Origin of the sequence: Paenarthrobacter sp. NEAU-H11, assembly GCF_050573415.1 — a bacterium.
Classification (GTDB): domain Bacteria; phylum Actinomycetota; class Actinomycetes; order Actinomycetales; family Micrococcaceae; genus Arthrobacter.
Genome location: NZ_JBNZGA010000023.1, coordinates 20,218 through 46,354 on the forward strand (window position 1 = coordinate 20,218; position 26,137 = coordinate 46,354).

The window sequence follows — 26,137 nt, forward strand, 5'->3', positions numbered from 1 at the left end:
TCTACTTTGTTGAATCCAGTGAGCCGTCAACGAGCTTGATGATCATGGAGCAGTCCTTGCCGGACTCGCCCGCATCAATGAGGCGCTGGTACAGCTGCTGGACGTGCTTGCCGATTTCGAGCGGTGTGCCGGTGTCCTCGGCAGCGCTGATGGCCAGGCCGATGTCCTTGTTCGCCAGTTCGGCCGTAAACGTCGGTTCGAAATCGTTGTTGGAGGCCGCGGTGGGGACCACGCCGGGAACGGGGTACCAGGTCCTCAGGGCCCAGCTGTCCCCTGAGGAAACGGAGGCGATGTCCCAGAACACCTTCTTGTCCAGGCCGAGCCGGTCCGCCAGGACGGCTCCCTCGGCCGTGGAGGCCAGGTTGATCAGGAGCATCAGGTTGTTGCAGATCTTGGCCGCCTGGCCGGTGGTGGCTCCCCCGGTAGGGATGATGTTGGCGGCCATCGGTCCGATGTAGGTGGTCGCGTCGGCCACGGCGCCCGGTTCACCGCCCACCATGAAGGTCAGCGTCCCTGCCTTGGCGCCGCTCATCCCGCCCGAAACAGGGGCGTCCACGAAGCGGAAGCCGGCGGCAGCAGCGGCGTCGTGCAGTTCCTTCGCTGCGGCGATGTCGATGGTGGAGGAATCCACCAGCAGTGTGCGGGTGTCGGCATGCGCCAGCACCCCGTCCCCGCCCAGGTAGACAGCCTTGGCGTGCTCGCCCTTCGGAAGCATGGTGAACACCACGTCCGCTCCGGCCACGGCCTCGGCGATGCTCCCTACCGGCTTCACCCCGCCGGCCTCGGCTGCGGCAAGCGCCGCAGGGTTGAGGTCAAACCCCCGAACGTCGTGCCCCGCCTTTGCGAGGTTTCCGGACATGGAACCGCCCATGTTTCCCAACCCGATCCAACCGACAACTGCCATGGCATAAGCTCCTTTGCTGTGCATCCGGCCGAAGGCGGCCGGGAGGTCCGTGTCCACCATCACACCCTGCTACAGTGCAATCAAGGGGAAAAATCACAGATGGTATGTGCACTGATGCACACGAACGAAAGGCACGCGGTGGCGCGGCTTCCAAGTCCGGACGACCTGCTGATTCTCTTGACCGTGGCCCGGCTGGGGCGTTTCAACGCCGTCGCTGAAACGCTGGGCACCACGCACACCACCATCTCGCGCCGGATCCTCGCCCTGGACAAGCAGTTGGGCGGCCGGACCCTGGAGCGCAGCCCGCACGGCTGGGAGCTGACGGAACTCGGGGCTTCGGCCGTCGCCGCGGCGGAAGCCATTGAGGAAACACTGGGGTCGCTGGCCGCCGTCACGGGCCAGGACCGGGATGCCCTGTCCGGCATGGTGCGCATCAGCACCTCCGACGGTTTCGGCGCCGAATTCGTCACGCCAGCGCTGGTCCGGCTCCAGCAGCGGCACCCGATGCTGGATGTGGAGATGCTGAGCGCCACGCGCAAGGTCAGCCAGAACCGCTCCGGCGTGGACCTGGAGGTGGTGGTGGGCCGCACCGACGTAAGCAACGCCCAGGCCATCTTCCTGACCAACTACTTCCTCAGGCTCTACGCCAGCCCCGCCTACGCGGCCGCGCGCGGCCTGCCGGAGACGCCCGACGGCGTGGGGCAGCACGGCTTCGTCTCCTACGTCGAGTCGGCCCTCCAGGTTGCCGAACTGGGCCACCGGTCCTCGCAGCTGCCGATGCCGAAGTCCAGCTTCCAGGCAACGAGTATCTTTGCCCAGGTTGAGGCGGTGCGCCGCGGCGCAGGCATCGGGCTGCTTCCGAACTTCATGGTGGCGCACAACCCGGAGTTCGTTCCGGTGCTCCCCGAAGCGTTCCAGCGCCAGGTCCCCATCTGGGCGGTGGCCCGGCCGGAATCGCTGCGGTCCGCCCGGGTGCAGGCCGTGATCGGTGCACTTCAGCATGAGGTGGCGGAACGCCAGGACCTGCTGGCAGCCTAGGCTGTTGGCAGCCTGGCCTGAAGGCAGCCAGGCCGGCCTCACGCTTGGAAAAGCCGCCTGACCACCTGCCCGGCGGCGAGCGCATCGAGGCCTTCGTTGATCTCCGCCAGTGGCCTGGTGTCGGTGTGCAGCAGCTCAACGGGGAGCCTGCCCTCGCGCCAATACTCGAGGTACAGGGGAATGTCCCGGCCGGGCACGGCGTCGCCCATGTAGGAACCGAGCAGCCGCTTGCCCGCCCCCGCAAACTGGAGCGCGGGGACCGTCAATTCTGCGGTGGGGTGCGGCAGCCCTACGGAGACCACGGCGCCGCCGCGCGTCACGTGCTCCAGGCACGAGGCGATGACCCGCGCTGATCCCACGGCTTCGACGGCGGTGTCCACGCCGTCACCGGTGGCTTCGGCAATCAGCCGAGGGGCGTCATCGGGGGTCCCCACGGCGGTTGCGCCGCATTTCAGGGCGAGCCCGTGCTTGCCCACGTTGGGATCGATGGCGATCACGGCGGACGCTCCGGCGAGCGACGCGGCCATGACGGCCGAAAGTCCCACGGCTCCGAGGCCAAAAACAGCCACGGCCTGGCCCGGCTGGACGGCCGCGGTGTTCAGGACAGCTCCCATCCCGGTGAGCACGGCGCAACCGAACATCGCCGCCACGGTGTCCGGGACGTCGTCGGCGATGACCACCACTGACTCCCGCGCCACCACGGCGTAATCGGCGAAAGCCGAAACCCCCAGGTGGTGGTTGATCCGCTCCCCCGCGGGCGTGCGCAGCAGCGCCTCGCCGTGCAAAAGGTCACCGGAGCCGTTGACCTCGGCGGCCCGGTGGCAGAGCGCGGGCCGCCCCGCCCGGCAGGCACGGCAGGCACCGCAGCTGGGGACGAAGACGAGGACCACATGGTCGCCGGGGGAAACGTCCGTGACGCCCTCACCAACCGTGGCAACCCGTCCCACCGCCTCATGCCCCAACGCCATGGGAAGCGGCCTGACGCGGGATCCGTCCACCACGGACAGGTCCGAGTGGCACAGGCTTGAGTAGGTGATGGTGACGCCCAATTCACCGGCCCGGGGCTCGGGCCGGTCGAGGTCCTGCACCACCAGGGGCTGCGCTTCGGCATAGCTGGTGCCAGGAGGAACTGTGGAATAGAGGACTGCTGCTCGCATGGTGTTCCTGACTTTATGTTGGTGGACAGGCAGCTGCCCGGGCCTGCGTGGCCGCAGGTCCGGGCAGTCGGGTTGCTCTGTTTGTCGTTTGGCCGTGCCTACTTCTTGGCGGCGGCCAGAAGGTCGGCGGTGCCCTGGGCGTCGGCGGCGTCGACATCATGAAGCGAGATGCCGCGGGTTTCCTTGAGGAAGTACACCGAAATAGCGGTCACCACACAGGCGCCCAGGAGGTAGAAAGCCACCGGAACGGACGAGCCGAAGCTGCCCAGCAGCGAGCTGGCGATGATGGGCGCCAGCGAGCCGGCCACGATGGAGGTCACCTGGTAGCCGAGGGAAACGCCCGAATACCGCATCCGGGTGGGGAACATTTCCGCCATGATGGACGGCTGCCCGGCGTACATGAGGGCGTGGAACAGCAGGCCGATGGTGATGGCCGCCAGGATAACCATGTCATTGCCGGTGTCCATCATGGGGAACGCGAAGAAGCCCCAGGTTCCGGCGAGGATTGCACCGGCCATGTACACCGGGCGGCGTCCCAGGGCATCGGACATCTTGCCCACCAGCGGGACTGAGCAGAAGTGGATGAAGTGCGCCACCAGGAGGAGGAGCAGGATACGGGAGGTGTCCGTCTGCACAACCACCTTCAGGTAGGTGATGGAGAACGTGACCACAAGGTAGTAGAGGATGTTCTCCGCGAAGCGCAGGCCCATGGCGGTGAAGACGCCGCGCGGGTACCGACGGAAGACTTCGGCAACACCGTAGCCCTTGTTCTCGACCGTGACTTCCTTGCGGGCCTCGAGGAAGATCGGAGCGTCCTGGACCTTGGTGCGGATGTAGTAGCCGATGATCACGATCACTGCGGAGAGCCAGAAGGCTACGCGCCAGCCCCAGCCGAGGAAGGCTTCCTGGGAGAGGGTGGAGGACAGGGTGAACAGCACGGCGGTGGCGAGCAGGTTGCCCATGGGGACAGCGGACTGCGGCCAGCTTGACCAGAAACCGCGGGACTTGTTCGGGCTGTGCTCGGCGACGAGGAGCACGGCGCCGCCCCATTCGCCGCCCACCGCGAAGCCCTGGACGAAGCGCAGGAACACCAGCAGCGCCGGTGCCCAGTAGCCGATCTGCGCAAACGTCGGCAGGCAGCCCATGAGGAAGGTGGCAACACCCACCAGGATGATGCTCAGCTGCAGCAACTGCTTGCGGCCGAATTTGTCGCCGAAGTGGCCGAAGACGATGCCGCCGATGGGTCGGGCAACGAAGCCGACGGCGTAGGTGACGAAGGCTGCGATGATGCCGTCAAGCTCGGTTCCGGAGTTGGGGAAGAACATCTTGCCGAACACCAGCGTGGCGGCGGAGGCGTAGAGAAAGAACTCGTACCACTCAACCACGGTGCCGGCCATGGAGGCCGTGACGACTTTCTTCAGGCCTGTGGCCTTGACGTCGGTTTCCTCTGGCCGCCGCGCGGCGGACTTTTCCGTACTCATTGATGAACTCCTTCGGCGTCTTCTTCGACACCACTGGGACAGTCTGTGGCGGAGACGTGTGATTTTGGCCACGAACCGCCGGGTCCCAACGAGTATGGTCCGCCTGAACGCCAAGCTCAACGGCGAATCATGCAGAGGCTATCTGCATAAATGCACAAAAGTGTGCCTGCGAGGGCGGCCTTAGGCCGAGAGGTGCACCCGAAGCTGATGGCCCAGCTGGCCTATTTCCGTCAGGAAGCCGTCATGGCCGATCGGCGCCTCAATGACATGCACGTCCACTTCTCCCGGCAGGGCCGCGGCAAGTTCGCGGGACTGGGACGGGAAATACAGCCGGTCCGAATCCACGGCGGCCACGAAGAACCTGGCGGTGGATCTCGCCAGGGTCTCGGTCAGGGTCCCCCGGTCCCGGCAGATGTCATGGCTCATCAGCGCCTCGGTGAGGGCGATATAGCTGTTTGCGTCGAAGCGCTTCACGAGCTTGCTGCCCTGGTGATCCAGGTAGCTTTCCACCTGGTAACGGCCGCGGGCGGCCAGCGCCTCGCCCTTCAGGGGCGACTCCGGCGCCTGGGGTTCCCGGCCGAAGCGGCCCTCCAGTTCAGCGGCGGACCGGTAGGTGATGTGGGCGATGCGCCGGGCAAGTGCCAGCCCGGCTTCGGGGCAGGGCCCGCCGTAGTAGTCGCCGCCGTTGAAGTGGGGGTCCTGCCGGATGGCCAGGGTCTGGGCCTGCGCGAAGGCGATCTGTTCTGCCGTGCTCGCGGCGCCCACCGAGATGACGGCGCAGCGCTGCACCCTCTCGGGGTAGGTCACGGCCCACTCAAGGGCGCGGGCGCCGCCCATGGATCCGCCCAGGACCGCGAACCAGCTGTTGATGCCCAGCTGGTCAGCCAGCCGGGCCTCCGCCACCGTACTGTCACGCAGGGTAACCAGGGGGAAGCGGGAGCCCCAAGGGGTTCCATCCGGGGCGGCCGACGACGGCCCCGTGGAGCCGTAGCAGCCGCCCACGATGTTGACGGACACCACGAAGAACTTGTCCGTGTCCACGGGAGCGCCGGGACCGGCCAGCTGTTCCCACCAGCCTTCTTCGTCCGTGTCGCCGCGGGTCACGTGGGTGCTGCCGGTCAGGGCGTGCTCGATCAGGATGGCATTGCTGGCATCGGCGTTGAGCGTGCCCCAGGTTTCGTAGGCCAGAGTGACGTCCGGGAGGTATCCCCCGGCTTCAAGTTCCAGCCCCCCAATGGAGGCATAGCGGACAATTCCGTGCTCGGGGACGGTGGTTCGGGTGACGGTAACCGTCATGGCAAGACCTCTTCTACGCGCTTGCCCGCCGTCGAATGACCGGCAGGCCAGGTCTTCACCCGGGGCACCCCACCGCGGAAGGAGGGTTGCCGGCCAGCAAGCCGGGGCTGTCACTGGCACTCATGACCTGGTACGAGTGTACGAAACAGCCCCGCCCTGCTGCCAAGAGTGTGACTGGTTGTGACTTCCCCGGCGTGCCGCCGTCTCGGGTTCTATGTGTGTCCGGCTAGGCCCCGGTCGCGTCCTTTGCTGCCCGAAAGCCCGCTTCGAGGTCCGCCAGGATGTCATCGATGTGTTCGATTCCCACCGACAACCGGACCAGGCCGGGGGTCACGCCGGCGACGGCCTGCTGCTCCGGGGAAAGCTGGCTGTGGGTGGTCGACGCCGGGTGGATGACAAGGGATCGGACGTCGCCGATGTTTGCCACGTGGGAGTGCAGCTCCAGCGCGTCAACGAAGCGCTTGCCGGCCTCGGCCCCGCCAGCCAGGTTGAAGGAGACAATCGCGCCCGTGCCCTTGGGCCCGTACTTGCGGCCCCGCTCGTACCACGGACTTGAGGGCAGCCCCGCGTAGGCGACGGATTCGACGTCGTCCCTTCCTTGCAGCCAGCGCGCCACTTCCGTGGCGTTGGCAACATGGCGTTCCACCCGCAGGCTCAACGTTTCCAGGCCCTGGGCGATCAGGAACGCGTTGAACGGGGAGACGGCGGAGCCCAGGTCCCGGAGCAGCTGGACGCGGGCCTTGAGGATGTAGGACAGGTTGGCGCCCAGGGCACCGTCCTTGCCGAGGTCCCGGGCGTACACCAGCCCGTTGTAGGTGGGATCCGGGGTGTTGAAGCCCGGGAACCTCGCTGGGTCCTTGCCGAAGTCGAACTTTCCGGAGTCCACGATCACCCCGGCAATCGCGGATCCGTGGCCGCCCAGGTACTTGGTTGCGGAATGGACAACGATGTCCGCTCCCCATTCCAGCGGCCGGATCAGGTACGGGGTGGACAGGGTGTTGTCCACGATCAGGGGCACGCCGGCATCATGGGCGATGCCTGACACGCCCTCGATGTCCAGGACGTCCTGGCGGGGGTTGGACACCACTTCGGCGAAGAAGAGCTTGGTGTTTGGCTGGACCGCGTCACGCCACTGGTCCAGGTTGTCCGGGTCCGCCACGAAGGTCACGGAAATGCCGAACTTCTTCAAGGTGTGTGCGAACAGGTTGTAAGTCCCGCCGTACAGGCTGGGGCTGGCAACGATATGGTCCCCCGCCTCGGCGATATTGAGGACAGCGAAAGTCTCTGCTGCCTGTCCTGAACTCAGCAGGAGTGCTCCCAATCCGCCCTCAAGGCTGGCGATCCGCTGTTCCACGGCATCCTGGGTGGGATTGCCGATGCGGGTGTAGATCGGCGCCAGTTCAGCGAGGGCAAAACGGTTGGCGGCGCTTTCCGCGCTGGGGAATACGAAGGACGTGGTCTGGTAGATAGGGAGTGCACGGGCGCCGGTGGCACTGTCCGGCTCCTGTCCTGCGTGGATCTGGCGGGTTTCAAAAGACCATCCGTTGGACAACTAAGGCTCCTCTGACATGGGCCCGGCATGCTGTAGGCACCGCGGGCCGCGCTTGCCATCCGGCCGTTGCCGGACAGCCAGGTCCTCATCCGGGGCACCCCACCGCGGATGGAGGGTTGCCGGCCAGCGAGCCGGGGCTTGGCGCTGGCACTCATGACCTGAGCCCAGTGTAGGAACATGAAACCGGCGCGGGACAGGATTGTGACGAACATAGTCCCCCTGATCTCCGCCCGGGAATAGGTTGAAATCAGGGGTCCCGGATGGAAAATCCTGGTAAGGGTACCCTTAGCTGAGAGGCCGATCACAAAGTGCCAAGATGTTGGCATGCGCATGGATCACGTCTCTTACGCCTGTGAACACGATGGCCTGGCTGCCACCACCGAACGTATTTCCTCTGCCCTCGGCGTTGAGGCAGTGAAGGGCGGGGTGCACCCGCGGTTCGGAACCCGGAATATGATCATCCCGCTCGCGGGGCACAAATACGTCGAGGTGGTGGAGGTCCTGGACCACCCCGCTTCCGACAAGGCCCCTTTCGGGCAGGCTGTGCGTGCACGGTCTGCCGCGGGCGGCGGCTGGATGGGCTGGTGCGTCGAGGTGGACGACCTGGCTCCCTTTGAGGAGCGGCTGGGCCGCTCCGCCGTCAACGGAAACCGCAAGTTCCCTGATGGCCGCGAATTGGTCTGGAAGCAGATTGGCATCCTGGGCCTGATTGCCGACCCCCAGGTTCCCTACATGCTCAAGTGGGAGGGGGATCCGTCCCTGCACCCGTCCAACGCCTACGAGAGCAACGTCAAGATGAGCTGCCTCACCATTGCCGGTTCCGCAGCCCGGGTTACGGAGTGGCTGGGCGAACCCGTCGAGAAGCCGCTGGAGGACGTCGCTGTGGAGTGGGTGGCTCCGCACGGAACCCCCGGAATCCTCTCGGTAACTTTCGAGACCGGCAACGGGGCCGTCACCATCTGACCCTTACCTTGGTTACCGTGCCGGCAAGCCCGGCACGGTGTGGGCCCCGTGCCCTCCTCGTCTTCGGCCGCCATCAGCAGGTGACAACGGCGTCACCTGCCGATGGCGGCCGAATCCATTTCCGAAGCAGACTCTCCAAACCCGGCCCCCAATAATGTCGTACCCTCCCGCGATGATGTTGGTATGGGAAAAGCGGCGGTGGCGAAGGCGTTTGCGGACATGAATGCCGCTCTTGCCGTGCTCATTGCCGAGGCGGACGGGTGCGGTTCTGAACCTTTTTCCGCTGCTGACCCGCTGGCCGGGCTGGCCGACGGGTGCCTGGACATCCTTGCCGGGGCCGCCGGGGTCCAGGCCAGGGTGGCGGGGCTGGTGGCCAAAACAGCAGGGACATACGCCGAAACCGCCCGGGCCGCCGCCCCGCCGGACCCGCCCGTGCAGGCGCTCGAAAGGGCTATCGCCGCCGAGATCAGCTGTGTCATGGCCATCGGTGACCGGGCAGCCGGAGCCCTGCTGGCCCGCTCCCACGCCCTGACCACCTCCCTGCCCCGGACCCTCGCAGCCCTGCACAACGGAACCATCTCCTGGCAGCACGCCACCGTCATGGTGGACGAGGCCGCCACCCTTGACCCCGCCGGCGCCGCCGCCCTGGAAGCCCACTTCCTGGACCCGGACACACCAAAACCCGCCACCGCCGCCCCGATCGGGGAGATCCCCGCGTACAGGTTCCGGGCCAAGGCGCGCACCTGGCGCGAACGCCACCACGCCGACTCCATCGAACAACGCCACGCCCAAGGGGTTTCGGACCGGCGGGTCGAATACCGGCCCGACCAGGACGGGATGGCCTGGCTCTCCGCCTACCTGCCCGCCCACCAGGCCACGGCCCTCTGGAACAAGCTCACCGCCCTCTCCCGGACCATGCAGGGGCCGAACGAGCACCGCACCCTCACCCAGCTCCGGGCGGATAGTTTCGCCGAAGGGCTCCTCAACAGTGGCAACACTACCGGCGTTACCGGTGCAGCCGGTGCTGGCGACGGCGGCGAGGGAACCGGTCCAAGCCAAGCGCCAGTCCGGGCCGAGGTGCTGGTCACCGTGCCCGTGTTCGCCCTGCTGGGCCTCACCGGGGAACCGGCCATGCTGGACGGGTACGGCCCCATCCCGCCCTCCATGGCCCGGGACCTCGTCGCGACCGGGGCGGATTCGTTCCACCGCGTCCTGGTCGATCCGCGGGACGGGGCGCCCCTGGAAATCGGCCGCACCAGCTACCGGGTCACCAAAGCCATGCGGAACTGGCTCAGGCTAAGGGACGGCAAATGCCCCTTCCCCGGCTGCAGCAACCACTCCCTCGACAACGAAGCAGACCACCTCCTCGCCTGGCACAACGGCGGCACCACAGGAGTCTCGAACCTCGGCCAGCCCTGCCCGAAACACCACAAACTCCGCCACACCAGCAGCTGGAAACCCACCCCCGCCACCACAACCGCACCACCCGGCTGGACCTCACCCACCGGCCGCCACTACACAAGCGAACACCAGGACTGGGAACCACCCAAGTGGCCAGATCGGGCTGCGGAAGTGAAACGCCTGGAAGGATCAATCGCAGGCTGTACGGACTTCGCCTACACCGGGCTCTCCCCCGGCGAAGAAGCCCTCGAGCAGTTCCTGCACGCCCCGCCCGCCTGACCGCGTGCCGCCGTCGTCGTGCTTGTCCTGGATCTAGCGTGCCCAGGCACCTAGCCCAACCCCACGGCCTTGCCGAAGAGGCTGAAGCCTACAAAAGCGACGATATCCAGCAGGGCATGGGCGATCACCAGGGGCATCACCCGCCGCGTCCGGGTGTACAGCCACGCGAAAAGGACGCCCATGACAAAGTTCCCGATAAAGGGCCCGAACCCCTGGTACAGGTGGTAACTGCCGCGCAGCAGCGAGCTCGCCAGGATGGACAGCGGGATGCTCCAGCCGAACTTTCCAAAGCGGTTCAACAGGTACCCCACCACGATGACTTCCTCCACCACGGCGTGGCGCATCGCGGACAGTATCAGCACCGGCACCGTCCACCAGTACGCATCCAGCGCGCTGGGAATAATGGCCGTAGTGATTCCCAGCGCCCTGCCGGCGGCGTACAGGCCAAGGGACGGGATGCCGATCAGTGCCGCCAGCCCCAGGCCCTGGAGCAGGTCCGCGCCCGGGCGTGCGAAGTTGAAACCCAGCTTCTGGAAGGCCGAACCAGGGCTGGTGCCGTCGCCGGATGCGGCCTGCCGCTGGTCGCTGAGGAAGAAGATCACCAGCATCACGGGTACCAGGGCGAAGAGTATGTCCAACAGCTGGTACGTGAGGTCAAAGTATTCGCGCGTGCTCTGGGAGCGGTTGAGTGTGGAGGTGCCTTCCGCCAGCGGCGCGCGGGTCATCTTGTCCAGCAGCTGCACCACCGAGTACACGGCAGACTGCCCCAAGGACAGGCCCAGGACAATCCAGACTTCGAGCCGCAGTCGGCGGCGGGAGGGAACCAGCATGTTCCCATCTTGCCTTCAGTTTCTGGATCCGGGCTGATTACGCCTCAGTGTCCTGTACCCCTCGCTGTCCTGCCCGCGCCACATGGCCGGAAGCCGCACAGGCCCGGTGCCTCAGCTGCCGGCGACGATCACTTCCGTGCCGTTGGCCTCGAATGCCGCCTTGTCCCGGGCGGAAATTCCGGCATCGGTGATCAGCCGGGTGAAGTTGTACCCGTCCATGGTTGCGAAGGCGCGCACGCCCACTTTGGACGAGTCAGCCAGCACGTAGGAGACGCGTGCCCTGCTGGCGAGCAGGGCGTTGACCGAGGCTTCGCCCTCCCCTGTGTTGGTGGGCCCCACTTCGGGATCGATGCCGTTGACGCCGATGAAGGCAATGTCCAGCACCACCTTCTGCATGATGATGTCCGTGTACGGCCCCACCAGTTCGTAGGAGCGCGGGTTGAGGATTCCCCCGGTGACCATCACCTTGATGTTGGGCCGGACCGCCAACTGCCCGGCGATGTTAATGGCGTTGGTCACCACCGTCAGGGTGGGCTGGTTGGACGGCGCGTTGAGGTCCTCGCGGGTGGCCAGGATCTGCGCCAGGGCGGTGCTGGTGGTGCCGCCGCAGAGGCCGATCACGGCCCCGGGTGCAATCAGCGCGGACGCGGCCTGGGCAATCTGTTCCTTGGCCTCGGCATGGTCGTCACGGTTGTACCGGCCCGGCAGGTCATAGGCGAGGGCTCCCGTGGTGGCACCGCCGCGGGTCCTGGTGAGCAGCCGGCGCTTAGCGAGACTATCGAGGTCCCGCCGCGCTGTGGCAGGCGAGACATTCAGGGTACTCACGATCTCGTCGACCTCCACCTGGCCGGACTTGGCCAGGAGGTCAAGGATTGCCGTCAAACGGTCGGTGCGGGTCATGCAAGGCCTCCAAAAGCTCCCGCCACCGGCTATGATGACGTTTCTTGATCATAACAGAACCCTAATGATCAAATAACGTCATTTAAGCGGCCGTGAGCTACCGTTCCCGCCGGCCGGCCCGCCATACAGCGTACGTCAGGGGCATGCCCGGCCGGTAGGCAAGGTGGGTGGCCGAGGGCGCATTCAGCAGGTGCAGGTCCGCACGGTGTCCGACGGCGATCGAGCCCACCGCGCGCTCGCCGTCGGCGTCGTTGCCTTTGTCCCTATGGAGGGCCAGGGCGCCGCCGTACGTCGCAGCACGGACGGCTTCATGGACGCTCAGCCGCATCTGCAGCACCGCGGTGGTGACGCAGAATGCCATGGAGCTTGTGTAGGACGTGCCCGGATTGCAGTTGGAGGCGAGCGCCACCTGGATGCCCCTGTCCAGCAGCACCCGCGCGGGCGCAAGCGGCTGGCGCGTGGAGAGGTCGCAGGCAGGCAGGCATGTTGCCACGGTTCCGCGCGGCCCCGTTCCGCTGCCGGCATCCCAGCCGGCCCAGGTTCCGGCCAGTGCGTCCACATCCTTGTCCGCGAGGTAGTTCACGTGGTCCACGCTGGCGGCTTCGAATTCAACCGCGAGCTGCACGCCCGGGCCTTCACCGAGCTGGTTTCCGTGGACCCGCAGCCCCAGCCCGGCGTCACGGCAGGCCTCCAGGACCCGGCGGGACTGCCCGGCCGTGAACGCCCCTTCCTCGCAGAAGACATCGGCCCACTGCACGTAGGGCCGGACGGCGGTGAGCATGGGGCCGCAGACCAGGTCCGTGTAGGCTTCCGGGTCCTGCCCGGAAGGCACCAGGTGCGCCCCAAGGTACGTGGCTTGGTCCGCCACAGTGGAGGCGATGCGGGCACTCCGGGCCTCGTGTTCGACGTCGAGGCCGTAACCGGTCTTCGTCTCAAGGTAAGTGGTCCCCTGCGAGACAGCCTCGGCCACGCGGCCCAGCGCCAGGCGGGTGAGGTCGAAGTCGGAGGTGGCACGGGTGGCCTTCATGGTCACCGCAATCCCGCCGGCCGAGTAGGACTCCCCCGCCATCCGCGCCTCGAACTCTGCCGTCCGGTCACCGGCAAACAGCAGATGGGTATGGGAATCCACCCAGCCGGGAAGCAGGGCCCGGCCGCCGGCATCAACGGCGTCGTCCGCGGCCGGAGCATCGGCTGCGGCACCGATCCAGGAGATCCGCTCGCCTTCGACCACCACTGCTGCATCCTTCAGGACCCGGTGCTCCAGGTCCTGCGTCATCAGCTCGGCAATATTGGTGATCAGCGTACTCATACAGCCATTCTTCAGCGCCGGACGGACCAGCGGGTGGCCGCCAGTGCCTGCGCTGTCCGGGATGCCGGACCATCCGTGCCGGCTGCGGCAGCCGCACCGCCCTGGCCGGCCAGGATCTGGGCGGCCGCGAGCTCAGCCATGGCCGAAGAGGTCTGGAAACCGTAGCCGCCCTGGCCGGCCAGCCAGTAGAAGCCGGGCGCTTCGGCGTCGAACCCCGCCACGGGGACGCCGTCGGCCGCTTCCGTCCGCAATCCTGTCCACGCCCGGCGGATGTCCTTGATTCCGAGGGTTGTCACCTGGTTCAGCCTGCCCACCAGCCGCTCAATGTCCCCCGCCCGGGGACGGGCGTCCTCCGGTCCGCTCGGCTCCGATTCAGACGGCGAGATGAGGACGTCTTCGCCGTCCCGGCGGAAATAGAACGTGCTGTCCGCTGCCGCCACCATGGGGCAGCGTTCAGGCAGGGGATGTTCGACCGCGGCAATCGCCGCGGTGCGCCGGTACGGCTGCAGCCCCAGCTTCTCCACGCCGCTGATGACGGCGAGTTCGTCCGCCCAGGCGCCGGCGGCGTTGACCAGGACGCCCGCCTGGAAGCCCTCCGTCCCGGCCCCCACCTGCCAGCCGGAGCCGAGGCGCTGGGCGGTGTGCACCCTGGCGCCCGTGATGATGTCCGCTCCGGCCGCCGCAGCGCGCTGCCGGTGGTCCTCCAGGAGCCGTGGCGCATCACAGCCGAAGGACCCTTCATCCAGTCCGGCGGCCTGGAATGTGCCGGGGACCAGTGCCGGGCAAAGCTCCAGAGCCTCAGCGGGGGTGATGGACCGCATGAGTCCGCTCGCTTCAGAAGCCACTGCTTCCTCGGAGCCGATCAGCATGAAGCTGCGCGGCGTCAGGATGGGTTCAGGCAACTGCGCATCGCGGGCGGCAAGCAGCTCAAGAGTCCGGACGGTCAGTTCCTGGACAACCGGCGGGCCGTAGCTGGGGATGAACTGGCGGGCCGAGCGGGAGGACGTGTGGTACGCCAGCTCCTGCTCGGCCTCCACCAGCGCCACGCTGCAACTGCCCGCCAGCGCGGACGCCAGGGACAGTCCGGCAATGCCGCCGCCCACGATCAGGACATCGTAATGTGCTGCCATTTCTCCATCCTCGCAGAGTTGGTGCCGGCGCTTCCTGTCTTAGCCTGCCACTTCCGCCCGGCTGGCGACGAAGGCACGCACGCAGGCTTCGACGTCGTCCGCTGAGTGCGCAGCTGAAAGCTGCACCCGGATCCGCGCGGCACCCCGCGGAACCACCGGAAAGCTGAATGCGGTGACAAAGACGCCATGCTGTAGCATCCGGTCGGCAACCCTGGCAGCCATCACGGCGTCGCCGAACATGACCGGAACAATGGCATGTTCGCCGGGCAGGAGGTCGAAGCCCTCCTCCGTCATGCGGCGGCGGAACAGGGCGGCGTTTTCGAAGAGCGTGCGCCGCAGGTCCGCCGAGTTCTCCACCAGGTCCAGGGCCTTGATGGTGGCGGCGACGATTGCGGGGGCCACCGAGTTGGAGAAGAGGTACGGGCGGGCCTTCTGCCGGAGCATCGCCACCACTTCCGCGCGGCCGGAAACATAGCCCCCGGATGCTCCGCCCAGCGCCTTGCCGAACGTGCCGGTGTAGATGTCGACGCGGTGCGAAACGCCTGCATGTTCCGGCGTGCCGGCACCGGTTGGCCCCATGAAGCCGACGGCGTGCGAGTCGTCAACCATCACCATGGCGTCGTACTTCTCGGCGAGGTCGCAGATGGCCTCAAGCGGGGCCAGGAACCCGTCCATGGAAAAGACCCCGTCCGTGACGATGATCTTGCGGCGGGCGGGCTGGTCCTGTGTGGACGCCTCCACAAGCTTGGCCTCCAGGTCCGCCATGTCCTGGTTCGCGTAGCGGTAGCGCTGCGCCTTGCAGAGGCGGATGCCGTCGATGATGGACGCGTGGTTCAGGGCATCGGAGATGATGGCATCCTCCGGCCCGAACAGGGACTCGAACACCCCGCCGTTGGCGTCGAAGCAGCTGGAGAACAGGATGGTGTCCTCAGTGCCGAGGAACCGGGAGACGCGGGATTCAAGTGCCAGGTGCAGGTCCTGGGTGCCGCAGATGAACCGCACGCTGGCCATGCCGAAGCCGCGCTCATCCATGGCGTCCTTGGCCGCGCGGATGATCTCCGGATGGTCCGCCAGGCCGAGGTAGTTGTTGGCGCAGAAGTTGAGCACATCCGCGCCCTGCTGCCCAATCTGTCCGGCCGTGATGTGGCTGGACTGCGGGGACCTGATGCTGCGTTCGGTCTTGAAGAGGCCCGCGCTGCGGATGTCCTCCAGCTCGGTGCTCAGCTGATCCTTGATCGAGGTGTACATGGCGTTCCTTAGAGTTGGGTCCAGTCGAGGACAACTTTGCCACCTGTGCCGCTGCGGGCAAGGTCGAAGCCTTTTTCCCATTGGCCGGCAGGCAGGGTGTCAGTGACGACGGCGGAAATTCCGGCGTGCAGCACGGGGTTGGAGCTGAGCATGGCGCTCATGGCGTACCAGGTCTCATACATTTCGCGGCCGTAGATGCCTTTGAGCGTGAGCATGTGGGTGACCACCTTGCCCCAGTCGATGATGATGTCCTGGCTGGGCAGCCCCAGCATGGCGATCCGGCCGCCGTGGTTCATGTTGTCGATCATCTCGGGCAGTGCGCCGGGGTGGCCGGACATTTCCATTCCGATGTCAAAGCCCTCCCGCATGCCCAGGCTGCGCTGGGCATCCCGGACACGGGTGGTGGAGACGTCGATGGCCAGGTCGGCACCCAGCCGGCGCGCGAGGTCCAGGCGGGGCCGGGACACGTCGGTGATGGCGATCTTGCGGGCGCCGGCGTGGCGGGCGACGGCGATGGCCATCAGGCCGATGGGTCCGGCGCCGGTGATGAGCACGTCCTCGCCCACGAGCGGGAAGCTCAGGGCAGTGTGCGTTGCATTGCCGAAGGGGTCGAAGATGGCGCCCAGCTCCGGGGTGACCGAGGGGTCGGTGTGGACCCAGACATTGGTTTCCGGGATCACCACATACTCCGCGAAAGCGCCGTCCCGCTGCACACCTACACTCACGGTGTGGATGCACATTTGGCGCCTGCCTGCCCGGCAGTTCCGGCAGATCCCGCAGACAACATGGCCTTCGCCGGAGACCCGGTCACCCACCTTGACGTCGCGGACGTCCTCGCCGATTTCCACCACTTCACCGTAGAACTCATGGCCCGGGATGAGGGGGGCTTCAATGATCCCCTGCGCCCAGGAGTCCCAGGACTGGATGTGCAGGTCCGTGCCGCAGATCCCGGTGGTCATGACCCGGATCTTCACGTCCGCGGGGCCGGCCTCGGGTTCGGGGCGCTCCACCAGTTCGAAGCCGGCCTGTGGGCCGGCCTTGTACAAAGCCTTCATCGGCTTCCTCACTCTTTGTCTGTCCTTGGCATGTCCTGCCTTCCCCATTAGAGCGAGGAGAAAGCTTTAGCACAACAGCGGAATTCTCAATCGACGATGTAGCTTTCCTAATGCGTAGACTGGCGGGATGGAGATCCACCAGCTTGAAATCCTCCGGGAACTCGGCGCCTTGGGAAGCGTCAAGGCCGTGGCCGACACCCTCATGGTCACCCCGTCCGCCGTGTCCCAGCAACTGGCGCTGCTGCAGCGGAAGATCGACGTTCCCCTCACCCGCAAGGAGGGCCGCAACCTGGTCCTCACCGAGGCAGGCCAGGTGCTGGCCGACGCCGGGGCCGCCGTCGTCAGTGCCATGGCCGACGCACGGGACGCCATCGGCAACTATCACGGCTCTTCCGCCGGACGGGTGACCCTCTGCGGGTTCCACAGTGCCGGCCAGGCGGTGTTCGCCCCGCTGGCGCGGATCCTTGACGCCCCGGGCCAGCCGCGCATAGAACTCTCGGACGAGGACGTGGCCCAGCAGGACTTTCCCGCCCTGACCGCACGCTATGACCTGGTGCTCGCCCACAGGATGGACCACAGCCCGCGGTGGCCGGCCGAGCGGGTCACCGTGGTACCACTGGCGCACGAACCGCTGGACGTGGCGTTGCCGGCCGGGCATCCCCTCGCGGCCAAGGCTGCGGTGACGGCAGACGACGTCGGCGGCGAGGCCTGGGTGACCAGCCACAGCGGATACTCTCCTGCCGACGTGCTGTCCGCCGTCGCCGCCGTTTCCAGCCGTGAGCCGAACATCGTCCACCGGATCAACGACTACTCCACGGTGGCGGCCCTGGTTGCTGCCGGCGGCGTGGTGGGCCTGCTCCCGAGGTACACCGCCGGACCGGTGCTCAATCCGGACATCGTGCTGCGGCCGCTGGCCGGTATCAGCACCCGGCGCCGGATCGACCTTTTGGCCCGGCCGGAGAACCTGAAGCGCCGTTCGGTCACGATCGTCTCCGAGGCGCTGCAGGAGATCATGGCCGGGCTGGTGGAGCAGGGCTGACCCAACTAGGTAGCACTAAGTGTCGTTTTGAGGGGTCAAAACGACACTTGCTGCTACCTACTTTGCATGGCGTTTACCGTGGCCTTTTTCGTGGCCGTGGCCCTTGTCGTGGCCCCGACCCAGCCCGAGTCCCGGACCCTCACCGGCACCTTCAACAATCCGCTCTGCCATGGCCTGGTCCCCATTCCTGACGCCGGAGATCCGGACCGTGTCGCCGGCGGCGATGTCCGCGATGGTTCCGTCCGTTGGCTTAAGCCGTTTGCCGCCGTCGGGCGTTGCCGACGAGCCGTCGGCGGCGGGGGCAGGTACCTTCTTGATCTTCGTCTCCGCGTTGACCGCGTAGGTCTGCGAGTAGCCGTCCTCGCTCTTGACGGTGATCGAGGTGTCGCTGACGGACTCCACCGTGCCGCGCTGCTCCAGGACGGTTTGAAAGGTGCCGTCCGCTTTCTTAACCACGCCCTCGCTGTGCAGGTGCTGCGGGCGCTGGGATTTGTCCGGTTTGGCCGGCCGGTTCTCCTGCCCCGGCGCCGACTGCGACGGGGAGGGCTGCGGCGAGTCGGCGGCCCAGGCAAAGGCCACCCCGGCCCCCGTCAAGGTCAGTGCCACGGCTCCGGCGAGCAGGCCCTTGCGAATCTTCAGCGGATCCCTGACGGACATGTCCATTCCTCCCACACAGCATCTCCGGCGGCACCGGCCCGTTTGTTCCCCGCACCGGTGTCCTGCGCTTCAGTGTAGGACCGCGTCCAGCCAGTGAACATAAGTACTTTCGCGGCGCACGCACCTGAGTACTTAAAGAAAAACCGGGTAGCGCCAAGTGTCGTTATGAGCGTTCAAAACGACACTTCGCGCTACCCGGTTGGGATGGGAGGAGGTTAGGCGGTGACGCCCAGCTTCTCCAGGATCAGCTCGCGGACCCGGGCTGCGTCGGCCTGGCCGCGGGTGGCCTTCATGACGCCGCCCACGATCGCGCCGATGGCCTGGACCTTGCCGCCGCGGATCTTGTCCGCGACGTCGGGCTGCGCGGCCAGGGCGGCGTCGATGGCCTCAAGCAGGGGCCCGTCGTCGGAAACAACGGCCAGGCCGCGCGTCTCCACGATCTCCGCCGGGGAGCCTTCGCCGGCGAGGACACCGTCCAGCACCTCCGAGGCCATCTTGTTGTTGATCTTGCCTTCCTCCACCATGCGGGCAAGCTCCACGATGGTGGCGGGCTGCACGCCTAGCTGGCCCGGGTCCACGTCAGCGTTCTTGGCCCGGCCCACGATCTCGCCCATCCACCATTTGCGGGCCACGGAGGCCGAGGCCCCGGCGGCGATGGTTTCCTCGATCTCGTCCATGACGCCGGCGTTGACCACGTCGCGGAACTCCAGGTCCGAGTAGCCCCAGTCGGCCTGGAGGCGCTTGCGGCGGGCGGCCGGCGGCTCGGGCAGGGTGGCCCGGAGTTCCTCAACCCATTCGCGGGAAGCCACCACGGGAACCAGGTCCGGTTCCGGGAAATAGCGGTAGTCGTCGGCATCGGACTTGGGCCGGCCCGAGGTGGTGGTGCGGGTGTCCTCGTGCCAGTGGCGGGTTTCCTGCACCACGGGGTTGCCGGCGTCCAGGACGGCGGCGTGGCGCTGGATCTCGTAGCGGACGGCGTGTTCGACGGCGCGCAGCGAGTTCACGTTCTTCGTTTCGGACCGGATGCCGAACCTTTCGCGGCCGTGCGGGCGCAGCGACACGTTGGCGTCGCAGCGGACGTTGCCGCGTTCCATCTTCGCGTCGGACACGCCCAGGTTCTTGACGATCTCGCGGACTGCCGCCACATAGGCCTTGGCCAGCTCCGGTGCGCGGGAGCCGGCGCCCTCGATGGGCTTGGTGACGATCTCCACCAGCGGAACGCCGGCGCGGTTGTAGTCCACCAGGGAGAAATCGGCCCCGTGGATGCGGCCGGTGGCCCCGCCCATGTGGGTCAGCTTTCCGGCGTCCTCCTCCATGTGCGCGCGCTCGATTTCCACGCGGAACACGGTGCCGTCCGAGAGCTCGACGTCCAGGTAGCCGTCGTACGCGATGGGCTCGTCGTACTGGGACGTCTGGAAGTTCTTGGGGGTGTCCGGGTAGAAGTAGTTCTTCCGGGCAAACCGGCAGCTCTCGGCGATCTTGCAGTTCAGGGCAAGGCCGATCTTGATGGAGGATTCCACCGCCGTTTTGTTGACCACCGGCAGGACGCCCGGCAAGCCGAGGTCCACCTCGTTGACGTTGGTGTTGGGCTCGTCGCCGAAAACGTTCGGGGCGGAGGAGAACATCTTGGTCTTGGTGTTGAGTTCAACGTGGACCTCGAACCCCAGGACGGGATCGTACTTCTCCATGGCCTCTTCGAAGCTCAGGATTGCTTCAGTGTTCATTATTTTGCCTCCTGGCTTCCAACAAGGGTTTCGACAGGCCCGGCCGCCGAGGCGGCCAACGCCGGGGCCTGGGCCAGCAGCGGGCCGCCCCATTTCGCCTCGAGCAGCGATTCCAGGACGGCACCCACCCGGTACAGGCGAGCGTCCTCGCGGGCAGGGGCCAGCAGCTGGATGCCCACGGGCAGCCCGTCCTCGTCCGCCAGGCCGCCCGGCAGGGAGAGCCCGGGAACGCCGGCCAGGTTGGCCGGGATGGTGGCGACATCGTTGAGGTACATGGCCAGGGGATCGTCCAGCTTCTCGCCGAGGCGGAAGGCCGTGGTGGGGGCGGTGGGCGAGATCAGCACGTCCGCCACCGTGAACGCTGCCTCGAAGTCGCGCTGCACCAGGGTCCGGACCTTCTGCGCCGAGCCGTAGTAGGCGTCGTAGTAGCCGGCGGACAGGGCGTAGGTGCCCAGGATGATGCGGCGCTTCACCTCATCGCCGAAACCGGCGGCGCGGGTGGCACCCATGACGCGTTCGATGGTCATGGGGCCCTCTTCGGGGAGGACGCGCAGGCCGTACCGGACGCCGTCGAACTTGGCGAGGTTGGAGGACGCTTCGGAGGGCATGATCAGGTAGTAGGCGCCCAGGGCGTACTGGAAGTTGGGGCACGAAACCTCAACGATCTGCGCGCCGGCCTCCTTGAGGAGTTCCAGGGCGTCATTGAAGCGGTTTTCGACGCCGGCCTGGTAGCCCTCGCCGTGCAGCTCCTTGATGATGCCGATCCGCAGGCCTTCAACGTTGCCGGTCCTGGCAGCGGCGACGAGGTCGGCGAGCGGGTCCGGCAGCGAGGTGGAGTCGCGGGGATCGTGCCCGCCGATGACCTGGTGCAGGAGCGCGGAGTCCAGGACGGTCCGGGAAACCGGCCCGATCTGGTCCAGCGAGGACGCCATGGCGATGGCCCCGTAGCGCGAGACGCTGCCGTACGTGGGCTTCACGCCCACGGTGCCGGTGACGGCGCCGGGCTGGCGGATGGACCCGCCGGTATCGGTGCCGAGGGCGAGGGGCGCCTCAAAGGCGGCGACGGCGGCAGCGGACCCGCCGCCGGACCCGCCGGGGATGCGGTCCAGGTCCCAGGGGTTGCGGGTGGGGCCGTAGGCGGAGTGCTCGGTGGAGGAGCCCATGGCGAACTCGTCCAGGTTGGTCTTGCCCAGGATGGGCATCTTCGCGGCGCGCAGGCGCTCGACGACGGTGGCGTCGTACGGGCTGTGCCAGCCTTCGAGGATCCTGGATCCCGCGGTGGTGGGCTGGCCGATGGTGACGATGAGGTCCTTCACGGCGATGGGCACGCCCGCGAGGACATGCAGCGCTTCGGCCTCCGCACCGCCGGCGGCGCGGATGGCGTCCACCTCGGCGGCGACGGCGAGCGCTTCCTCTGCATTGACGTGGAGGAACGCGTTGACGCCGCGTTCGCCGCCGTCCACCTCCGCGATCCGGTCCAGGTACGCCTGGGTGACCTCCACGGAGGTGACCTCGCCGGCGGCCAGCTTTTCGGCAAGCTCGGCGGCGGAGAGGCGGATGAGTTTGTTCGTGTCAGTCATGGGTTTATGCCTCATCCAGGATTGCCGGGACCTTGAAACGGTTGTCGTCGGAGTCCGGCGCCCCGGAGAGTGCCTGCTCCGCCGTGAAGGTGTGGCCCACAACGTCTTCGCGGAACACGTTGCTCAGCGGAATGGGGTGTGAGGTGGCCGGGACGTCGTCGCCGGCGGCCTGACTGACGGATTTGACCGAATCAACGATGACGGCGAGTTCGCCGGCCATCCTGTCCAGCTCTTGGTCACTCATCTCAATGTGAGCGAGCCGCGCGAGGTGCGCGACGTCGTCACGGTTGATCGCAGCCATGGATCTCCCCTGCAAAGTTTGAATTGATTTCCGACCCATTCTAGTGGGGAAACGATGATGCCCGTCTGACGACCCCCAGCGGGCGTCAGACGGGCACCTTCTTGCCGGGTCCCGCCACGAATGGCGGCAGCACGGCAGCTACAGACTAACCGATTCCGATGGCTCCAGTCAGCATGCCAATTCCCAGCATGACCAGGGACACTACGGCACTGCGCCAGAGGACTTTCTTGTGGTGGTCGCCAAGGTCCACCTTCGCCAGCGAGACCAGGAGCAGGATGGCGGGAACCAGCGGGCTCTGCATGTGGAACGGCTGGCCGGTGATGGAGGCCCGGGCCATTTCGGCGGCGCTGATTCCATAGTGGCCTGCGGTCTCGCTGAGCACGGGCAGGACGCCGAAGTAGAAGGCATCGTTGCTCATGAAGAACGTCATGGGGATGCTCAGGACGCCGGTGATCACGGCCATCAGCGGGCCCATGCTGGAAGGGATGATCTGCACCAGCCACGCGGACATCGCTTCAACCATGCCGGTCCCGGTCAGGACACCGGTGAGCACGGCCGCAGCCATGACCATGCTGACCACGGCAACGATCGACGGCGCGTGGGCCACGATCTGCGTGGCCTGGTCCTTGACGCGGGGGAAGTTCACCAGCAGGGCAATGGCCGATCCCACCATGAAGACGTAAGGCAGGGGCACGAGATCGGCGATGAGCATGCCCATCACGGCCACCGTGAGGGCCAGGTTGAACCAGAACAGTTTGGGCCGGAGCGTGGAGCGGTTGGGGTCCAGGGCCGTGTCAGCCAGCCCGGCGTCCTGTGCGTCCTGCGCCTCCTGTGCGTCCACGGCACTTTCGGTGCGTTCCAGGACGGCCACGGCGGAGCCGGCGGAACCGTCGACGGCGGGGGCTGCTCCGCCGGGGCTGGTCCCCTTGCGCCCGCGGCCGGTTCCGGACGAACCGGCAGGGCCGGAAGGATGCGTGCCGCCGTCGAACCCTTCAGCGGTTTCAGGCACAGCCCAGATTTCCGGCGCCGTGGCGCGGAGGCGGTTGCGCTCCTGCAGTCCCAGGACCCAGGCGAAGGCCATGACCACGGCGATGCCCGCAAGGAGGGACGGGATCATGGGGACGAAGACGTCGTTGACGTCGATCTTCAGTGCGCTTGCGGCGCGGGCGGTGGGGCCGCCCCACGGCACGATGTTCATGGTGCCGTTGGCCAGGCCCGCCACGCAGGTGAGGACCACGGGGCTCATCTTCAGCCGGAGGTAGATCGGCAGCATGGCTGCGGTGGTGAGGATGAAGGTGGTGGAGCCGTCGCCGTCAAGGGACACAGCTGCGGCGAGGATGGCGGTTCCCAGGACAACCTTGGCGGGGTCATTGCCCAGCTTGCGGAGGATGAACCGGACCAGCGGATCGAACAGCCCGACGTCGATCATCAGCCCGAAGTAGATGATGGCGAACATGAGCAGGGCCGCGGTGGAGGTCATGGACTTCATGGAGTCCATCACCATGTCGCCGATGCCCAGGCCGGCGCCGGCGAAAAGACCGAAAACAGTGGGGACGATGATCAACGCCAGCACTGGCGTCAACTTCTTCGTCATGATCAGCACCATGAATACCGCGATCATGGCGAATCCAAGTAATACCAGCACAGCCGGCTCCTTCTTGTGAACAGCGGCACAGCGGTGTGACGCGTGCTACAGACTGTAGGGTGGCCGCCGTCACGGCAGTGCCTTTGGCTCAATTGATTGGCATACTGCTTATTGGGAGCATTTTGCTCATTGTGCTCACGTCGGTTCGGCCTGTATGTGGCCCCCGCCCCGGCCGTTCAAACCCGCCACAGCCCAGTCAAGGAGGATCATGCAGCGTTCCGCGCCCCGGCCGCCGCTGCGGTTCTCCACCCAGACGCTCCTGCTGCAACTGTCCGTGGTGCTCCTGGTTGTCCTCTTCAGCGCAGCCGTCCATGCCTGGCTGACCTATGACCGCGCGGGCAGCGAAGCTGAAAACCAGGCGCTGACCCTGGGGAGGACACTGGCCTCGGACGCCTCGGTGCGGGCGGACGTGCTGGCAATCAGCCAACAGCCCGGCACTCCCCCGCCGTCGCAGCTGGCCGCCGGGCCGCTCATGGAGGCAGCCGAAGCTGCGCGCGCCCGGACCGGCGCCCTCTTCGTGGTGATCACCGATGAGACCGGCCTCCGGCTGGCCCACCCGGACCCGGAGCGGCTCGGTGAAAAGGTCAGCACCGATCCGTCCGAGGCATTGGCAGGCCGGGAGGTCACCACCCGGAACACTGGAACGCTGGGGCCCTCCGCGGGGGCGAAGGTTCCCGTCTACGCTCCGGACGGCACAACCGTGGTGGGTGAGGTCAGCGTGGGCTACTCCATGGAAACCGTGGGACAGAGCCTGGCACGCGACATCGGCCCGGTGGCCGTCACGGCGGCCGGCGCGCTGCTCGCCGGCGTGCTGGGTTCGTTCCTGCTGCGCCGCCGGCTGCAGCGGCTCACGCTGGGGCTGGAACCTGAAGAGATCAGCACGCTGGTCCACGACCAGGTGGCTGTGCTCGAAGGCGTGGACGACGGCGTCATCGGCGTTTCGGCCGACGGCCGGATCAGCGTATTCAACTCCGCAGCACAGCGGCTGCTGGGGTTGCCGGACCTGGCCGGAAGCCGCTGGGAGCAGGCGCCGGTTCCGGACCAGCTGAAATCCCTGACCCGGACCGGTTCCGGCGGCCCGGAGGCACTTGAGCTCGTGGCGGGCGGGCGGGTGCTGGTGGCCAATGCGCGCAAGGCCCTGCACCGGCGGGAGGACCTGGGCTGGGTGGTGATGCTCCGGGACCGCACGGAACTGCAGCAGCTCACCAGGCAGCTGGACGCCGTGGGAACCATGTCCACGGCGTTGCGGGCCCAGCGCCACGAGTTCGCCAACCAGCTGCATACCATTGCCGGCTTCATGAGCATCGGCCAGCACCAGCAGGCCCGCGAGTACCTGGCCCGGCTGGCGGCCACCGGGCCGCTGAAGTTCCCGGTGGACCAGGCGGAGCTGCTCCAGGACCCCTACCTGCAGGCGTTCGTGGGGGCCAAGGGCGTGGAGGCGGACGAGCGCGGCGTGGCGCTGCGGATCGGTCCGGAGACCCTGGTCCGCGGGCAGGTGGCGGAGCCCCAGGACGTCACCACCGTGCTGGGCAACCTGATCGACAACGCGGTCAACGCTGCGGTGGCCGGCACGTCGGTGGACCGCTGGGTTGAGCTGGAGGTGCTGGATGAGCCGGACGACGACGGCGGCACCCTGCACATCGTCGTCGCCGACTCAGGCGACGGGCTGGCGGAGGAAACGGACCAGGAGGCCTTCTTCGCCGAAGGGTTCAGCACGGCGTCCGGACCCGGCCCCCGCAACGGCCGCGGCGGCGGCCACGGTTTTGGACTGGCTTTGGCACGCCAGCTGGCGAGGCGCCGCGGCGGCGACGTCAAAATACTGGATCCGGGCACAAAGGGTGGACCCGGCGCAGTCTTCATGGCCACCCTGCCGCGGACAACCGCAGGCCGGGCCGGCAGGAACACCACGGGAGCAAACGGAAAGGACACCAATGCCTGAAGATTTTCGGGTGCTGATCGTTGACGACGACTTCCACGTGGCAAAGCTGCACGCTGCCTACGTGGATTCCGTGGCGGGGTTCCTGGCGCTGGCGCCGGTGGGCACTGTGTCGCTGGCCCTGCAGTCCATCCACAGCCTGCGGCCGGACCTGGTGCTGCTGGACGTCTACCTGCCGGATGCCTCCGGCCTGGACCTGCTCCAGCAGCTGGACGTGGACACCATCATGCTGAGCGCGGCCTCCGATGCCGCCTCCGTCCGGACCGCGTTCCGCCGCGGAGCCTTGGGCTACCTGCTGAAACCGTTCACGTCGGAGGCCCTGTCCCGGCAGCTGCGCTCCTATGTCCGGTACCGGCGCCTGCTGGGCCAGCCCGGGGCGCTGGACCAGGACGCGGTGGAGCGTGCCAAGCGCGCCCTGATCCCGGGCGACGTCGCGGCGTCGCCAAAACCGCGTTCAGCCACGGAGGCCGCGGTGCTGGAATCGCTGGTGCCCGGGGAACAGTACTCGGCGGCCGAGGTGGCCGGCCGGGTGGGCGTGTCGCGCGCCACGGCCCAGCGGTACCTGTCCGCACTGGCGGACGACGGCGCTGTGGACATCCAGCTGCGGTACGGGACGACGGGCAGGCCGGAGCACCGCTACGGCCTGCCCGCAACGTCCTGAGCCGGCTGCCGGGGGGCTAGCTTGCGCTCTTCTGGGCAACGAGCTCGATTT

Annotated in this window: 22 protein-coding genes and 2 riboswitches; of the genes, 6 read left to right on the plus strand and 16 right to left on the minus strand. The window is 67.1% G+C overall.

Features of this window, described 5'->3' with window-relative positions:
* Position 1: 1 nt before the first annotated feature.
* Positions 2-904 carry a 3-hydroxyisobutyrate dehydrogenase gene (gene mmsB, locus ACQ3DC_RS20065; RefSeq protein WP_157238643.1) on the minus strand — a complete coding sequence of 301 codons (903 nt, stop codon included), beginning with the start codon at positions 902-904 and terminating at the stop codon, positions 2-4.
* 114 nt (positions 905-1,018) lie between these two features.
* Here mmsB and ACQ3DC_RS20070 point away from each other — a divergent pair, with 114 nt between their 5' ends.
* Positions 1,019-1,942 (plus strand): LysR family transcriptional regulator, encoded by a 924-nt coding sequence (locus tag ACQ3DC_RS20070; protein ID WP_157238644.1) that lies wholly within the window; start codon positions 1,019-1,021, stop codon positions 1,940-1,942.
* A 38-nt stretch (positions 1,943-1,980) separates the two neighbouring features.
* Here the strand turns inward: ACQ3DC_RS20070 and ACQ3DC_RS20075 are convergent, their stop codons facing one another.
* The 4 genes from ACQ3DC_RS20075 to ACQ3DC_RS20090 form a co-directional block, all read right to left on the minus strand.
* On the minus strand, positions 1,981-3,099 hold the full coding sequence (locus tag ACQ3DC_RS20075) for a zinc-dependent alcohol dehydrogenase family protein (RefSeq protein WP_323057645.1): 1,119 nt from the start codon (positions 3,097-3,099) through the stop codon (positions 1,981-1,983).
* A gap of 98 nt (positions 3,100-3,197) precedes the next feature.
* Entirely contained in the window at positions 3,198-4,580 is a 1,383-nt protein-coding gene (locus ACQ3DC_RS20080) for an MFS transporter (protein ID WP_157238646.1), read from the minus strand.
* A 180-nt stretch (positions 4,581-4,760) separates the two neighbouring features.
* Entirely contained in the window at positions 4,761-5,876 is a 1,116-nt protein-coding gene (metX, locus tag ACQ3DC_RS20085) for a homoserine O-acetyltransferase MetX (RefSeq protein WP_157238647.1), read from the minus strand.
* Positions 5,877-5,888: 12 nt separating this feature from the next.
* A riboswitch (SAM riboswitch) is annotated at positions 5,889-6,004 on the minus strand.
* A gap of 98 nt (positions 6,005-6,102) precedes the next feature.
* Positions 6,103-7,428, minus strand: a complete 1,326-nt coding sequence (locus ACQ3DC_RS20090) for a bifunctional o-acetylhomoserine/o-acetylserine sulfhydrylase (RefSeq protein ID WP_430752785.1) — start codon at positions 7,426-7,428, stop codon at positions 6,103-6,105.
* Positions 7,429-7,471: 43 nt separating this feature from the next.
* Positions 7,472-7,587: riboswitch (SAM riboswitch) on the minus strand.
* A gap of 165 nt (positions 7,588-7,752) precedes the next feature.
* Between ACQ3DC_RS20090 and ACQ3DC_RS20095 the strand changes: the two genes are divergently transcribed.
* Both ACQ3DC_RS20095 and ACQ3DC_RS20100 read left to right on the plus strand, forming a co-directional pair.
* Positions 7,753-8,391, plus strand: a complete 639-nt coding sequence (locus tag ACQ3DC_RS20095; RefSeq protein ID WP_157238649.1) for a VOC family protein — start codon at positions 7,753-7,755, stop codon at positions 8,389-8,391.
* A 183-nt stretch (positions 8,392-8,574) separates the two neighbouring features.
* The gene (locus ACQ3DC_RS20100) at positions 8,575-10,071 is read left to right on the plus strand and encodes a DUF222 domain-containing protein (protein ID WP_430753036.1); all 1,497 of its coding nucleotides are present in this window, start codon (positions 8,575-8,577) and stop codon (positions 10,069-10,071) included.
* Between the two features lie 50 nt (positions 10,072-10,121).
* On the opposite strand, the gene ACQ3DC_RS20105 is transcribed toward ACQ3DC_RS20100, so the two are convergent.
* From ACQ3DC_RS20105 to tdh, 6 genes are all read right to left on the minus strand, one after another.
* Entirely contained in the window at positions 10,122-10,901 is a 780-nt protein-coding gene (locus ACQ3DC_RS20105) for a CPBP family intramembrane glutamic endopeptidase (protein WP_430753037.1), read from the minus strand.
* 111 nt (positions 10,902-11,012) lie between these two features.
* Complete coding sequence (locus tag ACQ3DC_RS20110; protein WP_157238652.1) at positions 11,013-11,801, minus strand: DeoR/GlpR family DNA-binding transcription regulator; 789 nt, start codon at positions 11,799-11,801, stop codon at positions 11,013-11,015.
* Positions 11,802-11,898: 97 nt separating this feature from the next.
* Entirely contained in the window at positions 11,899-13,110 is a 1,212-nt protein-coding gene (hutI, locus tag ACQ3DC_RS20115; RefSeq protein ID WP_430753038.1) for an imidazolonepropionase, read from the minus strand.
* A gap of 11 nt (positions 13,111-13,121) precedes the next feature.
* The gene (locus ACQ3DC_RS20120; RefSeq protein ID WP_430753039.1) at positions 13,122-14,240 is read right to left on the minus strand and encodes an NAD(P)/FAD-dependent oxidoreductase; all 1,119 of its coding nucleotides are present in this window, start codon (positions 14,238-14,240) and stop codon (positions 13,122-13,124) included.
* Between the two features lie 39 nt (positions 14,241-14,279).
* A complete protein-coding gene (locus ACQ3DC_RS20125; protein ID WP_430753040.1) occupies positions 14,280-15,488 on the minus strand; it encodes a glycine C-acetyltransferase in 1,209 nt (402 codons plus the stop codon).
* A gap of 8 nt (positions 15,489-15,496) precedes the next feature.
* A complete protein-coding gene (tdh, locus tag ACQ3DC_RS20130) occupies positions 15,497-16,543 on the minus strand; it encodes an L-threonine 3-dehydrogenase (protein ID WP_157238656.1) in 1,047 nt (348 codons plus the stop codon).
* Positions 16,544-16,670: 127 nt separating this feature from the next.
* Here tdh and ACQ3DC_RS20135 point away from each other — a divergent pair, with 127 nt between their 5' ends.
* The gene (locus tag ACQ3DC_RS20135) at positions 16,671-17,582 is read left to right on the plus strand and encodes a LysR family transcriptional regulator (RefSeq protein WP_430753041.1); all 912 of its coding nucleotides are present in this window, start codon (positions 16,671-16,673) and stop codon (positions 17,580-17,582) included.
* Positions 17,583-17,639: 57 nt separating this feature from the next.
* Here ACQ3DC_RS20135 and ACQ3DC_RS20140 read toward each other — a convergent pair whose 3' ends face one another.
* From ACQ3DC_RS20140 to ACQ3DC_RS20160, 5 genes are all read right to left on the minus strand, one after another.
* Positions 17,640-18,239 carry a DUF5666 domain-containing protein gene (locus tag ACQ3DC_RS20140; protein ID WP_430753042.1) on the minus strand — a complete coding sequence of 200 codons (600 nt, stop codon included), beginning with the start codon at positions 18,237-18,239 and terminating at the stop codon, positions 17,640-17,642.
* A 215-nt stretch (positions 18,240-18,454) separates the two neighbouring features.
* Complete coding sequence (gatB, locus tag ACQ3DC_RS20145; RefSeq protein WP_321215795.1) at positions 18,455-19,963, minus strand: Asp-tRNA(Asn)/Glu-tRNA(Gln) amidotransferase subunit GatB; 1,509 nt, start codon at positions 19,961-19,963, stop codon at positions 18,455-18,457.
* Positions 19,963-21,543, minus strand: a complete 1,581-nt coding sequence (gene gatA / locus ACQ3DC_RS20150) for an Asp-tRNA(Asn)/Glu-tRNA(Gln) amidotransferase subunit GatA (RefSeq protein ID WP_323057653.1) — start codon at positions 21,541-21,543, stop codon at positions 19,963-19,965. The genes gatB and gatA overlap by 1 nt, the downstream gene beginning before the upstream one ends.
* A gap of 4 nt (positions 21,544-21,547) precedes the next feature.
* Complete coding sequence (gene gatC / locus ACQ3DC_RS20155; protein ID WP_059319419.1) at positions 21,548-21,844, minus strand: Asp-tRNA(Asn)/Glu-tRNA(Gln) amidotransferase subunit GatC; 297 nt, start codon at positions 21,842-21,844, stop codon at positions 21,548-21,550.
* Positions 21,845-21,989: 145 nt separating this feature from the next.
* Positions 21,990-23,489, minus strand: coding sequence for a CitMHS family transporter (locus ACQ3DC_RS20160; protein ID WP_430753043.1), 1,500 nt, complete (start codon positions 23,487-23,489; stop codon positions 21,990-21,992).
* Positions 23,490-23,697: 208 nt separating this feature from the next.
* Between ACQ3DC_RS20160 and ACQ3DC_RS20165 the strand changes: the two genes are divergently transcribed.
* The gene (locus ACQ3DC_RS20165) at positions 23,698-25,428 is read left to right on the plus strand and encodes an ATP-binding protein (protein ID WP_430753044.1); all 1,731 of its coding nucleotides are present in this window, start codon (positions 23,698-23,700) and stop codon (positions 25,426-25,428) included.
* Positions 25,421-26,086 (plus strand): response regulator, encoded by a 666-nt coding sequence (locus ACQ3DC_RS20170; RefSeq protein WP_430753045.1) that lies wholly within the window; start codon positions 25,421-25,423, stop codon positions 26,084-26,086. The genes ACQ3DC_RS20165 and ACQ3DC_RS20170 overlap by 8 nt, the downstream gene beginning before the upstream one ends.
* Positions 26,087-26,137 lie beyond the last annotated feature (51 nt).

Coding starts and splice junctions, on each gene's coding strand:
- mmsB (WP_157238643.1), bottom strand. CDS start 904: ATGGCAGTTGTCGGTTGGATCGGGTTGGGAAACATGGGCGGTTCCATG.
- ACQ3DC_RS20070 (WP_157238644.1), top strand. CDS start 1,019: ATGCACACGAACGAAAGGCACGCGGTGGCGCGGCTTCCAAGTCCGGAC.
- ACQ3DC_RS20075 (WP_323057645.1), bottom strand. CDS start 3,099: ATGCGAGCAGCAGTCCTCTATTCCACAGTTCCTCCTGGCACCAGCTAT.
- ACQ3DC_RS20080 (WP_157238646.1), bottom strand. CDS start 4,580: ATGAGTACGGAAAAGTCCGCCGCGCGGCGGCCAGAGGAAACCGACGTC.
- metX (WP_157238647.1), bottom strand. CDS start 5,876: ATGACGGTTACCGTCACCCGAACCACCGTCCCCGAGCACGGAATTGTC.
- ACQ3DC_RS20095 (WP_157238649.1), top strand. CDS start 7,753: ATGCGCATGGATCACGTCTCTTACGCCTGTGAACACGATGGCCTGGCT.
- ACQ3DC_RS20100 (WP_430753036.1), top strand. CDS start 8,575: ATGGGAAAAGCGGCGGTGGCGAAGGCGTTTGCGGACATGAATGCCGCT.
- ACQ3DC_RS20105 (WP_430753037.1), bottom strand. CDS start 10,901: ATGCTGGTTCCCTCCCGCCGCCGACTGCGGCTCGAAGTCTGGATTGTC.
- ACQ3DC_RS20110 (WP_157238652.1), bottom strand. CDS start 11,801: ATGACCCGCACCGACCGTTTGACGGCAATCCTTGACCTCCTGGCCAAG.
- hutI (WP_430753038.1), bottom strand. CDS start 13,110: ATGAGTACGCTGATCACCAATATTGCCGAGCTGATGACGCAGGACCTG.
- ACQ3DC_RS20120 (WP_430753039.1), bottom strand. CDS start 14,240: ATGGCAGCACATTACGATGTCCTGATCGTGGGCGGCGGCATTGCCGGA.
- ACQ3DC_RS20125 (WP_430753040.1), bottom strand. CDS start 15,488: ATGTACACCTCGATCAAGGATCAGCTGAGCACCGAGCTGGAGGACATC.
- tdh (WP_157238656.1), bottom strand. CDS start 16,543: ATGAAGGCTTTGTACAAGGCCGGCCCACAGGCCGGCTTCGAACTGGTG.
- ACQ3DC_RS20135 (WP_430753041.1), top strand. CDS start 16,671: ATGGAGATCCACCAGCTTGAAATCCTCCGGGAACTCGGCGCCTTGGGA.
- ACQ3DC_RS20140 (WP_430753042.1), bottom strand. CDS start 18,239: ATGTCCGTCAGGGATCCGCTGAAGATTCGCAAGGGCCTGCTCGCCGGA.
- gatB (WP_321215795.1), bottom strand. CDS start 19,963: ATGAACACTGAAGCAATCCTGAGCTTCGAAGAGGCCATGGAGAAGTAC.
- gatA (WP_323057653.1), bottom strand. CDS start 21,543: ATGACTGACACGAACAAACTCATCCGCCTCTCCGCCGCCGAGCTTGCC.
- gatC (WP_059319419.1), bottom strand. CDS start 21,844: ATGGCTGCGATCAACCGTGACGACGTCGCGCACCTCGCGCGGCTCGCT.
- ACQ3DC_RS20165 (WP_430753044.1), top strand. CDS start 23,698: ATGCAGCGTTCCGCGCCCCGGCCGCCGCTGCGGTTCTCCACCCAGACG.
- ACQ3DC_RS20170 (WP_430753045.1), top strand. CDS start 25,421: ATGCCTGAAGATTTTCGGGTGCTGATCGTTGACGACGACTTCCACGTG.